The organism is Pseudomonas sp. LBUM1640 (assembly GCF_059716225.1).
On record NZ_CP166816.1, the window covers coordinates 2,783,195 to 2,797,144 of the forward strand.

Here is a 13,950-nt window from a genome sequence, read left to right on the forward strand (position 1 = left end):
CGCAGGCAAGCCAGCTCCCACATTGACCGAGTACGGCCTGAGGTTTTAGATCAGCACATCCTCTGCCTGATGTGCTGAGATCCAACTGTGGGAGCGGGCTTGCTCGCGAATACGGTGGGTCAGCTAAGGGTATGTCAACTGATACACCGCATTCGCGAGCAAGCCCGCTCCCACACAAGCCTCACACACATTCAGATGGCGGCCAAGGCGACTGACGTGGCGGCCGTGCGAGTCTCCACGCCGAGCTTCACATACACATGCTCCAAATGCTTATTCACCGTCCTGGGGCTCAGCCCCAGAATATCGCCAATATCCCGGTTGGTTTTCCCGCACGCCACCCAACGCAGCACTTCCACCTCACGCTCGGTCAGCTGAAACCTGGCGCACAGCAGCCTTTGTGCCGGCGCGTCTTCCAGGGTCAACACACTCGGCTGCGTCGCCGCCCGCGCCGAGAGCAAAATCCGTGACGTGCGCAAATGCGCCGCGACCCGCGCCAGTACTTCATCGGTCTGGATCGGCTTGGTCACGTAATCGCTGCCACCCACCTCAAAGCCTTGCACCACATGCTTGCTGTCGGTCAGCCCGGTCATGAACACTACCGGGATATCCGCGCTGGCCGGTTGCGCCTTGAGCCTGCGGCACGTCTCAAAACCATCCAGCCCCGGCATCATCGCGTCCAGCAGAATCAAGTCGGGGCGCCTTCGTTGCACACGGTTCAACGCGCTGAGGCCATCGAGCGCCACCAGCACCATGTAGCCGGCGTCGTCGAGGGCATCGGAGAGCATGGCCAGGTTGTCCGGGGTGTCATCGACGATCAGCACCACGCCGGGTTCAGTGCTGTGGGTGAGAGCATTCATCTTCGGCCTCCTTGAGGGTTCGGTTGAGTTCATCCAGGCGAAAGCCCTTGAGCAGACCGCGCACTTTGCTGATGAAAGGCGCGGCGTCCGGGCGTTGTTCCAGGAGGGTGTCGAGTTTTTCATGCAGGCCGCGCACGTAGCCGATGGCGCTGAGTTCGGCGAGGGCGGCGAGGTCATCACGGCTGGGCAATACGCTGGGCGGCGCGGGTGGCGTGGAGGTTTTGGTGCGGCGCAACCACTGCAAATCCAAGTGCAGTTGCAGGCGCCCCAGCAGTTCCGGCGTGCGCACCGGCTTGGCCAGGTAGTCGTTGCACGCGGCGGCGATGCTGCGTTCACGGTCATCGGTAAAAGCGTTGGCCGAGATCACGATGATCGGCGCGCTGGACAGTGCATTGCGGCGGATCAGGCGGCTGGTTTCCCAGCCATCCAGGGTCGGCATCGACAGGTCCATCAGGATCAAGTCCGGCGCCAGCAACGCGACCTGGCGAATCGCGTCCTGGCCATTGCTGGCCTGGATCACCTCAAAACCCAGCGGCGTGAGCATGCCGCTGAGCACCTTGCGATGGTCCACATGGTCGTCCACCACCAGAATGCGCCGGCGCACACCGTGATAACCGATGATGTCGTGCTCCACATGCACCACGGCTTGTGGCGCGCGCACTTGGGAGAGGAACAGCCGCACCTGGAAACACGTGCCTTTGTCCAGCTCGCTGGTGACGCGCAACTCACCGCCCATCAGCGCGGTAAGCATGCGTGTGATGGTCAGCCCCAGGCCCACGCCTTTGTCCTGGCGCATCAGATCGCCGCGTTCGAACGGTTGGAAAATCCGCTCGATCTGCCCAGGGTCAATGCCGATGCCCGTGTCGATGATTTCAAAATTGGCGGTCTCGCGCATGTAGCTGACCCGCAGGCACACCTCGCCGCTGTCCGTGAAGTTGACCGCGTTGCCGAGCAGGTTGATCAGGATCTGGCGCACGCGTTTTTCGTCACCGCGCACCACCGCCGGGATCTTGCCGACGCAGTCGAGGCGAAAGCGCAAGCCCTTGTCCTGGGCTTGCGGGGTGAACATCTGTTCGAGGTCGTGGATCAGCTCGGGGAAGGGGATTTCGGTAAGTTCCAGGCGCAGTTTGCCAGCCTCGATCTTGGCCACGTCGAGCAGGCCATCGATCAGTGACAACAGGTGCGAGCCGCTGCGCAGGATGGTCGCCAGGGCATCCTGATGTTGCTCGGGCATGGCGGTGTCGCGCTGCAGGATCTGGGTGAACCCCAGGATGCTGTTCAGCGGTGTGCGCAGCTCGTGGGACAGCCCGGTGACGTAGCGGCTTTTGGCGGCGTTTGCCGCTTCCGAGGCTTCCTTGGCCTGCTGCAAGGCTTGGTCGGTGAGGCTGTGGGCGTCGATTTCCTGCATCAAGAGCAGGGTTTGGCGGTCGGATTCTTCCTGGGCGACGCGGCGGCTTTCACGGGTCAGCACCACCCACCACGCGAGCACGGCAGCCAAAACCGAGAGCGTGAGGAAGGCCTTGAAGAACGCCTGATACAAGGTCTCGGAATGCGGCAGCCCCTGGGCGGCCTGTACGTAGATCAGCGCCAGCGCGCCTGCGAGCAGCAGCACCAGCACCAATAACAACCCCAGGTAATGCGCCAGCCGCGTATGCAGGCGCGGCATCAAGGTGTTGGGCAGCAGCCAGCGCAATACACCTTCGAACTGCGTGACCAGTCGCGCGTGGGGCTTGCAACGGTCACCGCAACGCGCATCCAGCGAGCAACACAGCGAACAGATCGGCGTGCTGTAGGCCGGGCAGAACGCCATGTCGGCGGTTTCGAACGGGTTGCTGCACAGCCCGCACACCGCGTGGGTCGCGGGCGCCACCGGGTGAATCAACTGCACGTCGCTGGTGCGCGCGATGTAGTACTTGCCGCGGGTCAGCCAGGCCAACAGCGGCGCCATGATCAGCGCCGTGCCCAGCGCCACGAAGGGCGGCGCGGCCTGGGCGAGGGCGCCGAACAGGCCGAAGTGGGCGAGGATCGACAGCAACGAGGCAATCAGCATCGAGCCGACGCCCACCGGGTTGATGTCGTAGAGGTGCGCGCGCTTGAACTCGATGTGTTTGGGCGACAGGCCCAACGGCTTGTTGATCACCAGATCCGCCACCAGCGTGCCGATCCAGGCAATCGCGATATTGGCGTAGAGCCCCAGCACCTGGTCGATCACATCGAACACGCCCAGCTCCATCAGCATCAGCGCGATGGCCACGTTGAACACCAGCCACACCACGCGGCCGGGGTGGCTGTGGGTCACGCGGGCGAAGAAGTTCGACCAGGCCAGGGAGCCGGCGTAGGCGTTGGTCAGGTTGATCTTCATCTGCGAGATGAACACGAACAGCACCATCGCGCCGAGCGCCCATTCCGGCGAGCTGAACACATAGCGGAACGCGACGAGGTACATCTGAGTCGGCTCGGCAGCGCGTTCCATGGGGATTTCATGTTGCAGGGCGAGAAACGCCAGGAACGCCCCGGCGAACATTTTCAACGCGCCGGGGATGATCCAGCCGGGCCCGGCGCAGAGCAGGGCGGCCCACCAACGCTTGCGGTTGGCGGCGGTTTTTTCCGGCAGGAAGCGCAAGTAGTCCACCTGTTCGCCGATTTGCGTCACCAGCGACAGCGCCACAGTGCAGGCGGCGCAGAACGCCAACAGATTGAACGCGCCGCCGTCGCCGCTGCGCCCGACAAAGCTGGTCCAGTCGCTGAAGGCGTCGGGGTTTTTCCACCAGACGAAGCCGTAGGGCAGCACCAGCAACAGCAGCCAGAGCGGTTGCGTCCACAATTGCAGGCGGCTGATCAGGGTCACGCCGTAGGCCACCAGCGGAATCACCAGCAGCGAGCAGATCACGTAGGCGATGGCCAGCGGGATATGGAAATACAACTCCAGGGCCAGGGCCATGATCGCCGCTTCCAGGGCGAAAAACAGAAAGGTGAAGCTGGCGTAGATCAGCGAGGTAATGGTCGAGCCGATATAGCCGAAGCCGGCGCCACGGGTCAGCAGGTCCATGTCTACGCCGTAACGCGCGGCGTAATAGCTGATGGGCAGGCCGGTGAGGAAGATCACCAGGCTGACGGTCAGAATTGCCCAGAAGGTGTTGGTGAAGCCGTAACTCAAGGCCAGCACGCCGCCGATGGCTTCCAGGGCCAGAAATGAAACGGCGCCCAGCGCGGTGTTGGCAATGCGCAGTTCCGACCATTTGCGAAAGGATTTGGGCGTGTAGCGCAGGGCGTAGTCTTCCATGGTCTCGTCGGCGACCCAGGTGTTGTAGTCGCGGCGGATCTTGACGATGCGCTGGGTGCCAGAGGTGGGGTGCACGGTGGAGGACTCCGCAGAAGGGTCGAGGTTGAATGAGCAAGTTCCATGCCCTGACAGGCGCCGCAGATCCAAATGTGGGAGCGGGCTTGCTCGCGAATGCGGTGGGTCAGCTTGGACATCTGTGGCTGATGCACCGCCTTCGCGAGCAAGCCCGCTCCCACATGGGCTTGTGGTGTTTGGGCGGACGCGATCCTGCCCTGCATTGGTGCGCAACGGCATACGTCAAATGACGTACGCCGTTACGTCAGGCTGCGTATACCCGCACGGGGCCGCTGCCGCCATGCTGAACCCCTCATTGCAGAGGAGTCGCCCCATGGCACCACGATTGATCCGCTCCACACCGCTGTTGGCCTTGTCCTTACTGGCGGCCGCTCTGTTCAGCCAGGGCGTGCTGGCCGATAACGAAGGCCTGGCCGTGACCCCCACCGAAGTCACCGTCGGCCAGTTGCACTCGGCCACCGGCACCATGGCGATTTCCGAAACCGGTTCGATCCAGGCCGAACGCCTGGCCATCGAACAGATCAACGCGTCGGGCGGGATCCTGGGCCGCCAGATCAAGGTGATCCAGGAAGACGGCGCCTCCGACTGGCCAACCTTTGCTGAAAAAGCCAAGAAGTTGCTGGTCAACGACAAGGTCGCCGCCGTATTTGGCTGCTGGACCTCGGCCTCGCGTAAAGCCGTGCTGCCGATCTTCGAGAAAGAAAACGGCTTGCTCTACTACCCGACCTTCTACGAAGGCCTGGAACAGTCGAAAAACGTGATCTACACCGGCCAGGAAGCCACGCAGCAAATCCTCGCCAGCCTCGACTGGATCGCCAAGACCAAGGGCGCCAAGACCTTCTACCTGGTGGGCTCGGACTACATCTGGCCGCGCACCTCGATGAAGATCGCGCGCAAGCACATTGAAAACGTGCTGCACGGCACGGTGGTCGGCGAAGACTATTACCCGCTGGGCAACACCCAGTTCGGCTCGCTGATCAACAAGGTCAAGCTGAAAAAGCCTGACGTGGTGTTCGCGGCGGTGGTGGGCGGCTCCAACGTGGCGTTCTACAAACAGTTGAATGCGGCAGGTGTGAACTCGTCCAAACAAACCCTGCTGACCCTGTCGGTCACCGAAGACGAACTGCTCGGCATCGGCGGCGAAAACATGGCCGGCTTCTATGCCTCGATGAAGTACTTCCAGAGCCTGGACAACCCGAACAACAAAGCCTTCGTCGAAGCCTTCAAGGCCAAGTACGGCAAGGACGCAGTGATCGGCGACGTGACCCAGGCCGCCTACCTAGGCCCCTGGTTGTGGAAAGCGGCGGTGGAGAAGGCCGGCAGTTTTGACGTGGATAAAGTGGTTGCTGCGTCCCCAGGCATCGAGCTGAAAAACGCGCCGGAAGGCTACGTGAAGATCCACGAGAACCATCACCTGTGGAGCAAGTCGCGCATCGGCGAAGTGCAGCCCAACGGCCAGTTCAAGGTGATCTACGAGTCGGATCTGATCGAGCCGAATCCTTTCCCTAAAGGCTACCAGTAACTTCAGGTCTGGCATCGATCTGAATGTGGGAACTGGCTTTGTGTGGGAGCTGGCTTGCCTGCGCTGGCATCACCTCGGTGTAACTGAAAGACCGAGTCGCCAGCATCGCAGGCAAGCCAGCTCCCACATAAAGCAGAACAAAAGCACAGCGCATTTCATTCATCACCTCCCGCTCAGGAGACCATCATCATGGAATGGCTATCGGAATTTGGAGCCATCGCGGCGATGCAGGGGTTCAACGGCTTGTCCGTGTTCTGCGTGCTGTTGCTGATGGCATTGGGGCTGGCGATCATTTTTGGCCAGATGGGCGTGATCAACATGGCCCACGGTGAGTTCCTGACCATCGGCGCCTACACCACTTACGTGTGTTCCAGCCTCACCGCGCACTTTGCGCCGAGCTTTCAACCCTATTACTTTTTCTTTGCCATCGCCTTGTCATTCCTGGTGGCCGGCGCCGTCGGCTGGCTGGTGGAGTGGGCGATGATCAGCCGGTTGTACAAGCGGCCGCTGGATACGTTGCTTGCTACGTGGGGGTTGTCCCTGGTGATGCAGCAAACCTTTCGCTCGGTGTTCGGCGCGCGTGAAGTCAGTGCCGAACCGCCAGCCTGGCTGATGGGCTCGGTGAACTTCACCGACGCCATCGAAATCCCACGCAATGGCCTGTTCATGATGGGCCTGACCTTGGTACTGACGGCGACGATCTTCCTGATGCTGTACCGCTCACGCTGGGGCCTGCAGGTGCGCGCCACCGTGCAGAACCGCCTGATGAGCCGTGCAGTGGGCATCAATACACGCAAGGTCGACCGCATGACATTCGCCCTCGGCTGTGGCGTGGCCGGGGTCGCGGGGGCGGCGTTCACTACCATCGGTTCCACCGGGCCGACGGCGGGTTCGCAGTACATCGTCGACACCTTCCTGGTGGTGGTGTTCGGTGGTGCGCAGAGCCTGTTCGGCACCATCGCCTCGGCGTTCGTGATTGCCCAGACCCAATCGCTGTCGGAGTTTTTCCTCAGCGGTTCGATGGCCAAGGTTCTCACATTGTCCTCGGTAATTCTGATCCTGATGCTGCGCCCGCAAGGGCTGTTCTCCATCAAAGTGCGCAAGTAGAGGCGACCGGATGAAGGCTTTAGATAAGCTGCTGGGCGGCCAGCAAAACCTGATCGGCATTGTGCTGCTGGCACTGCTGATCCTGGTGGTGTTCCCTCTGACGCTCGACGCGTTCCGCTTGAACATGGTCGGCAAGTACCTGACTTACGCGTTCGTCGCGGTGGGGCTGGTGCTGTGCTGGGGCTATGGCGGCATTCTCAGTCTGGGGCAGGGCGTATTCTTTGGCGTTGGCGGCTACTGCATGGCGATGTTCCTCAAGTTGGAAGCCTCGGACCCTGAGAGCACCAAAATCCAGTCCACACCCGGCATCCCGGACTTTATGGACTGGAACCAGATCACCGAGTTGCCCTGGCTGTGGCAGCCGTTTCACAGTTTCAGCTTTACCGTATTCGCGGTGATCGCGGTGCCGGTGCTGCTGGCGTTTATCATCGGCATGGCGCTGTTCAAAAGGCGTGTGGGCGATGTGTATTTCTCCATCGTCACCCAGGCGATTGCGCTGATCCTCACGGTGCTGATCGTCGGCCAGCAGGGCCTGACCGGTGGCGTCAACGGCATCACCGACCTCAAGACCCTGCTCGGCTGGGACCTGCGCACCGATAGCGCGAAGATGATCCTGTACTTCATCAACGCTGGTTTGCTGTTCGGTTGCATCTTTATCGGCCGCTTTATCCTCGCGTCCAAGCTCGGCCGGCTGCTGATGGCGATGCGCGACAAGGAAGAGCGCGTGCGCTTTTCCGGCTATGACGTGGCCAGCTTCAAGATTTTTGTGTTCTGTGTGGCCGCCGCGTTTTCGGCGATTGGCGGGGCGATGTTTGCCTTGCAGGTGGGGTTTATGTCGCCGTCGTTCGTCGGCATCGTGCCGTCGATCGAGATGGTGATTTTTGCCGCAGTAGGTGGGCGTATGTCGCTGCTCGGCGCGGTGTATGGCGCGTTGCTGGTGAATTATGGCAAGACCTACTTTTCCGAATCTTTCCCGGAGTTGTGGCTGTACTTGATGGGCGGGCTGTTTATCGCTGTGGTCATGTACTTCCCCAATGGCCTGGCCGGGTTGTGGGACAGCCATGGGCGCCAGGCGTTGGCTAAATTGTTGCGACGCAAACCCCTCGCCGCAACCCCGGCGAACCCGCCGGTTAAAGCCAAGGCCAAAAGCAAAATCCTGGAGACCCAACCATGACCGCCGTCGGCTTTGAAATGAAAAAACCGGTGTTGGCCATCGAAGGCCTCACCGTGTCGTTCGACGGCTTCAAGGCAGTCGACAACCTCAACCTGTACATCGACCGCAACGAAGTACGCGTGGTGATCGGCCCCAATGGCGCCGGCAAAACCACGGTGCTCGACCTGATCTGCGGCAAGACCCGCGCCACCAGCGGCAGCATCCAGTTCGACGGCCAGGAACTGACCAAGATGCGCGAGTACAACATCGTGCGCGCAGGTGTGGGGCGCAAGTTCCAGAACCCGTCGATCTACGAAAACCTCACGGTGTTCGAGAACCTGGAGATGTCTTACCCGGCCGGGCGCAAGGTCTGGGGCGCGCTGTTCTTTAAGCGCAATGCCCAGGTGATCGCGCGGGTGGAAGAAGTGGCGCGGGAGATTTTCCTCGGCGACTTGCTGCAACAACAGGCCGACCTGCTGTCCCACGGCCAAAAGCAGTGGCTGGAGATCGGCATGCTGCTGATGCAAGACCCGGAGCTGCTGATGCTTGACGAGCCGGTAGCCGGCATGAGCGTCAACGAGCGCGCGCAAACTGCCGAGTTGCTCAACCGCATCAGCCAGGGCCGCTCGGTGCTGGTGATCGAGCACGACATGGAATTCGTCAAAAGCATCGCCCACAAAGTCACGGTACTGCACCAGGGCAAGGTGCTGGCCGAGGGCAGCATGGAGTCGGTGCAAAGCAACCCTAAAGTCATCGAAGTGTATTTGGGCCACTGAGGAATCCGGCATGTTCAAGATCGACCAGTTGTCCTGTGGTTATGGGCAGAGCCAGATCCTCCACGATCTGCAGCTGAATGTGGCCAAGCGCGAAATCGTCGCGGTGATGGGCCGCAATGGCATGGGCAAGACCACGCTGTTCAAGAGCCTGATGGGTATTTTGCCGCAGTGGAAAGGCCAGGTCAGTGTGGACGGCCACGATGTGTCGGCGCTGGAAACCCATGAACGGGTGGCGCGCGGGATTGCCTATGTGCCCCAGGGACGCATGATTTTCCCGAGCATGACGGTGCTGGAGAATATCCAGACCGGGCTGCCGGCGTCGGCTCGCGGCAAGGTGCCGGAGGATCTGTACGCGCTGTTTCCGGTGCTGCATGACATGCAGTCGCGCAAGGGCGGTAACCTGTCGGGTGGGCAGCAACAGCAGTTGGCGATTGCGCGGGCGTTGGCGACGAACCCCAAGGTGTTGTTGCTCGATGAGCCGACGGAGGGCATTCAGCCGTCGATCATCAAGGACATTGCGCGCACGCTGAAAGAGATTCGCACCCTGCGCGATTTGACCATCGTGGTGTCGGAGCAAGTGCTGTCGTTCACCCTGGAAATCGCCGACCGCTTTCTGGTGATCGAGAAGGGCCGCTTCGTGATCGAAGAGACCCGCGACCGCGTGGATGAGGCGACCATAAGCCGTTACCTGTCCGTCTAAAACAACACAGTCCAATGTGGGAGCGGGCTTGCTCGCGAATGCGGTGTACCCGTCGACATAGCTGTTGACTGACACACCGCATTCGCGAGCAAGCCCGCTCCCACAGTTGTTTTACGTCTGCTCTGAAAAACTCATACGTCATCCAACGTATTCCCCGTTTCCCCCGGCTCGCCGAGACTGGATTCAACGCGCCACACCATCCGCTCAGGAGCCAGTCCATGACCGAAACGCTGATCAAAGTCGACCTCAACCAGCCCGTCACCGAAAACGAAAATATCCATAACCGCTGGCACCCGGATATCCCGATGGCGTGCTGGGTGAAGCCTGGCGATGACTTCATCCTGGAAACCTACGACTGGACCGCCGGCGCGATCAAGAACAACGACGACGCCAGTGACGTGCGTGACGTGGACCTGTCCACCGTGCATTACCTGTCGGGCCCGGTGGGTGTGCACGGCGCCGAACCGGGTGATTTGCTGGTGGTGGACCTGCTCGACATCGGCGCCAAGGCCGACTCGCAATGGGGCTTCAACGGCTTCTTCTCGCGCCAGAACGGCGGCGGCTTTCTCACTGACCATTTCCCCAGCGCACAAAAAGCCATCTGGGATTTCAAGGGCATGTTCACCAGCTCGCGGCACATTCCAGGGGTTAACTTCGCAGGGTTAATCCACCCCGGCCTGATCGGCTGCCTGCCCGACCCGGTGATGCTCGCCGACTGGAACCGCCGCGAGCAGGAACTGATCGACACCAACCCCACCCGCGTGCCGCCGCTGGCCAACGCGCCGCTGGCCGCCACCGCGCATATGGGCAAGCTCAAGGGCCAGGCCCGTGACGACGCCGCTGCAACCGGCGCGCGCACGGTGCCGCCGCGTGAGCATGGCGGTAACTGCGATATCAAGGATTTGTCGCGGGGGTCGAAGATTTTCTTCCCGGTCTACGTCAACGGCGCCGGGCTGTCGGTGGGCGACCTGCACTTCAGCCAGGGCGATGGCGAAATCACCTTTTGCGGCGCCATCGAAATGGCTGGCTGGGTGCACATGAAGGTCGAGCTGATCAAGGGTGGCATGGCCAAGTACGGGATCAAAAACCCGGTGTTCAAGCCAAGCCCGATCACCCCGAACTATAAGAATTACCTGATCTTCGAAGGCATCTCGGTGGACGAACAGGGCCAGCAGCACTACCTGGACGTCAATGTCGCCTACCGCCAGGCCTGCCTCAATGCGATCAACTACTTGACCAAGTTCGGCTATTCGCCAGCCCAGGGCTATGCGTTGCTCGGTTCGGCGCCGGTGCAGGGGCACATCAGCGGCGTGGTGGATATTCCGAATGCCTGCGCCACGTTGTGGTTGCCTACGGAAATCTTCGAGTTCGATATCAACCCCAATGCCAACGGGCCGACCAAATTTCTCGACGGCAGCATCGACCTGCCCATCGCCCCGGACCTGTAGCCATGCCGACCTACGAATACGCCTGCCAGACGTGCGGCACTTTCACTATGTTGCGCCCGATTGCCCAGCGCAATGAACCCAGCCAATGCCCGTACTGCGAAGGGCCGGGTGGGCAACTGATGGTCTCGGCCCCGGCACTGCAAACGCTGTCGACCAACCAGCGCAAAGCCATCGCCGGCAACGAGCGCAGCGCCCATGCGCCGCAGACGGTGGGCGAGTACCAGGAAAATCGCCGGCACCCGGCGGGTTGCAGCTGTTGCGGCACCACCAGGAAAGTCGAACCGAGCAAGGCCAACCCCTTGGGCCTCAAAACCAAAACCGGGCCTCGGCCGTGGATGATCAGTCACTAGACCAGGAGCGATGTTATGCGTCATGGCGACATTTCCAGCAGCCCGGACACCGTCGGTGTCGCGGTGGTGAACTACAAGATGCCGCGCCTGCACAGCAAGGCCGAGGTCATCGACAACGCGAAGAAGATTGCCGAGATTATTCTCGGCATGAAGCAAGGCCTGCCCGGCATGGACCTGGTGGTGTTCCCGGAATACAGCACCATGGGCATCATGTACGACCACGATGAGATGATGGCGACTGCCGCGAGTATTCCAGGCGACGAGACCGCGATATTTTCGGCGGCGTGCCGTCAGGCGAACACCTGGGGCGTGTTCTCGCTGACCGGCGAGCGTCACGAGGAGCACCCGCACAAGGCGCCATACAACACGCTGGTGCTGATCAATAACCTCGGCGAAATCGTGCAGCGCTACCGCAAGTGCATTCCCTGGTGCCCTATCGAAGGCTGGTATCCCGGTGATCGCACCTATGTGTGCGACGGGCCCAAGGGCATGAAGATCAGCCTGATCATCTGCGATGACGGTAATTACCCGGAAATCTGGCGTGATTGCGCGATGAAAGGCGCCGAGTTGATCGTGCGCTGCCAGGGCTATATGTACCCGGCCAAGGAGCAGCAGGTGCAAATGTCCAAGAGCATGGCCTGGGCGAATAACTGCTATGTGGCGGTGGCGAATGCGGCAGGTTTCGACGGTGTGTATTCGTACTTCGGCCACTCGGCGATCATCGGCTTTGACGGGCGCACCCTGGGCGAGTGCGGCGAGGAGGAGATGGGCATTCAGTACGCGCAGTTGTCGGTGTCGCAGATTCGCGATGCGCGGGCCAATGACCAGTCGCAAAATCACCTGTTCAAGTTGCTGCACCGTGGCTACACCGGCCTGCACGCCTCGGGCGACGGCGACAAGGGCGTGGCCGACTGCCCGTTCGAGTTCTACCGCACCTGGGTGTTGGATGCGCAAAAGGCCCAGGAGAATGTCGAGAAAATCACCCGCAGCACCGTGGGTGTCGCCGAGTGCCCGGTGGGGCAACTGCCCCATGGCGGTAAAGAAAAAACGGCGGAGTAGGGCATGCGTTTTACCTTTGAACCGGCGCAGGTGATGGCGTTATTGCGCAGCCGCATCGTTGGCCAGGAGGCGGCGCTGGCCCAGGTGGAGGGCTTGCTCAAGGTGGTCAAGGCGGACATCGGTGAGCGCGACCGGCCATTGAGCGTCAACCTGTTCATGGGGCCGACCGGTGTGGGCAAAACCGAAGTGGTGCGCCTGTTGGCCCAGGCGCTGCATGGCCGCGCTGACGGGTTTTGCCGTATCGACATGCACACCTTGGCCCAGGAGCACTACGCCGCCGCACTGACTGGCGCGCCGCCGGGGTACGTGGGCAGCAAGGAGGGCATCAGCCTGTTCAACAGCGAATTGATCCAGGGCAGCTACAGTCGCCCTGGCATCGTGTTGTTCGATGAACTGGAAAAAGCCAGCCAGGAAGTGGTGCGCAGCCTGCTGGGCATTCTGGAAAACGGCCAACTGACCTTGGCGGGTGGTACGCGCACCTTGGACTTTCGCAACAGCCTGATCTTCATGACCAGCAATATCGGCGCGCAACAGGCGCGGCGGCATCGCCAACGTTTCGCCCAGGGCTGGCGCCGGCTGTTGCGGGTGTTTGTACGGGGTGAGGCGGCGGTGTTGGAGGAGGCGCTGCACGGTCATTTCGAGCCGGAGTTTCTTAATCGCATCGACCGCATCTTGATGTTCGAACCCATCGACAGCCACTGGCTGGAGGCGTTGCTGGAGGTTGAGCTGGGCAAGCTCAATCAGCGCTTGGCGGCGCAGCAACGCTGGTTAAGTGTGGATGAGCCGGCAAGAGCGTGGCTGTGTCGCCAGCACGATGCACGCTTCGGTGCACGGGCGTTGGGCCGACGCTTGCGGGTCGAGCTGGAACCGGCGATTGCTGAATGCGTGCTGCGTGACCCGACAGTGCAAGGCATGCACGTGGCGATGCGCGGTGAGCGCTTGGACGTTTCACCACAATAGGCTTGCATGCTCCGAAATTGCGGCTAATATAACCCGGGTAAAACAAATAACATCCGGGTAATAAATCATGCCTACGCAAAAAGCGCCCTCGTGCACTGCCTTTGTTCGTCACCAGCGCGTGGCGGCCGGTCCTTATTCGGATGTGGCCGTTACCCTGGCAGCTCTGGACCTGACGGCGGGCACCTTTCTGGTCTTTGATGACGCCACCGGCACCCAGGTCGATTACCCGTGGCCAAGCGGCTATGCGCCTGAGCAACCTGCACAAGTGCCAATCGATGAAGAACCGCCTGCAGCCCCTTCGGTTGGGCGGCCAAAGCTGGGCGTGGTCGCGCGGGAAGTCACCCTGCTGCCGCGTCACTGGGAGTGGCTGGGCCAACAGCGCGGTGGCGCCTCGGCGGCCTTGCGCCGGTTGGTGGATGAAGCGCGCAATGCCCATGCGGCACGTGATCAGGCGCGCCAGGCCAAAGAAGCCAGCTATCGTTTCATGAGTGCCATTGGCGGCGACTTGCCCGGTTTTGAAGAGGCCTCGCGTGCGCTGTTCGCTGAGGAGGCGGCGGCTTTTGCAACTAAGATCGCGCACTGGCCCATCGACGTGCAGGCCTACCTGGCGTGGCTGTCGCGCAATGCTTTCCCCGTCTAACAATAATTCCGGGACTCGAA

The 13,950-nt window shown here is 61.4% G+C and carries 12 protein-coding genes; 10 read left to right on the plus strand and 2 right to left on the minus strand.

What is annotated here, in order from left to right:
* Positions 1-191 precede the first annotated feature (191 nt).
* Complete coding sequence (locus ACA065_RS12645) at positions 192-857, minus strand: response regulator (protein WP_497694802.1); 666 nt, start codon at positions 855-857, stop codon at positions 192-194.
* Positions 832-4,215 carry an ATP-binding protein gene (locus ACA065_RS12650; protein ID WP_497694803.1) on the minus strand — a complete coding sequence of 1,128 codons (3,384 nt, stop codon included), beginning with the start codon at positions 4,213-4,215 and terminating at the stop codon, positions 832-834. Before ACA065_RS12650 ends, ACA065_RS12645 begins: the two co-directional genes overlap by 26 nt.
* 313 nt (positions 4,216-4,528) lie before the next feature.
* Here ACA065_RS12650 and urtA point away from each other — a divergent pair, with 313 nt between their 5' ends.
* From urtA to ACA065_RS12700, 10 genes are all read left to right on the plus strand, one after another.
* Entirely contained in the window at positions 4,529-5,737 is a 1,209-nt protein-coding gene (gene urtA / locus ACA065_RS12655) for an urea ABC transporter substrate-binding protein (protein WP_369303273.1), read from the plus strand.
* 189 nt (positions 5,738-5,926) lie between these two features.
* On the plus strand, positions 5,927-6,844 hold the full coding sequence (gene urtB, locus ACA065_RS12660) for an urea ABC transporter permease subunit UrtB (protein WP_497694804.1): 918 nt from the start codon (positions 5,927-5,929) through the stop codon (positions 6,842-6,844).
* 10 nt (positions 6,845-6,854) lie between these two features.
* Positions 6,855-8,018, plus strand: a complete 1,164-nt coding sequence (gene urtC, locus ACA065_RS12665) for an urea ABC transporter permease subunit UrtC (protein ID WP_497694805.1) — start codon at positions 6,855-6,857, stop codon at positions 8,016-8,018.
* Positions 8,015-8,773, plus strand: coding sequence for an urea ABC transporter ATP-binding protein UrtD (gene urtD / locus ACA065_RS12670; protein ID WP_025855702.1), 759 nt, complete (start codon positions 8,015-8,017; stop codon positions 8,771-8,773). The genes urtC and urtD overlap by 4 nt, the downstream gene beginning before the upstream one ends.
* A 10-nt stretch (positions 8,774-8,783) precedes the next feature.
* Positions 8,784-9,473, plus strand: a complete 690-nt coding sequence (gene urtE / locus ACA065_RS12675) for an urea ABC transporter ATP-binding subunit UrtE (RefSeq protein WP_497694806.1) — start codon at positions 8,784-8,786, stop codon at positions 9,471-9,473.
* Between the two features lie 218 nt (positions 9,474-9,691).
* A complete protein-coding gene (fmdA, locus tag ACA065_RS12680) occupies positions 9,692-10,921 on the plus strand; it encodes a formamidase (protein ID WP_064452754.1) in 1,230 nt (409 codons plus the stop codon).
* Positions 10,922-10,923: 2 nt separating this feature from the next.
* Positions 10,924-11,271, plus strand: coding sequence for an FmdB family zinc ribbon protein (locus ACA065_RS12685; RefSeq protein WP_497694807.1), 348 nt, complete (start codon positions 10,924-10,926; stop codon positions 11,269-11,271).
* Between the two features lie 15 nt (positions 11,272-11,286).
* Complete coding sequence (locus ACA065_RS12690) at positions 11,287-12,330, plus strand: aliphatic amidase (protein ID WP_497694808.1); 1,044 nt, start codon at positions 11,287-11,289, stop codon at positions 12,328-12,330.
* Positions 12,331-12,333: 3 nt separating this feature from the next.
* Entirely contained in the window at positions 12,334-13,290 is a 957-nt protein-coding gene (locus ACA065_RS12695; protein WP_497694809.1) for an AAA family ATPase, read from the plus strand.
* A 67-nt stretch (positions 13,291-13,357) separates the two neighbouring features.
* A complete protein-coding gene (locus ACA065_RS12700) occupies positions 13,358-13,930 on the plus strand; it encodes a DUF2239 family protein (protein ID WP_497694810.1) in 573 nt (190 codons plus the stop codon).
* Positions 13,931-13,950: the final 20 nt, after the last annotated feature.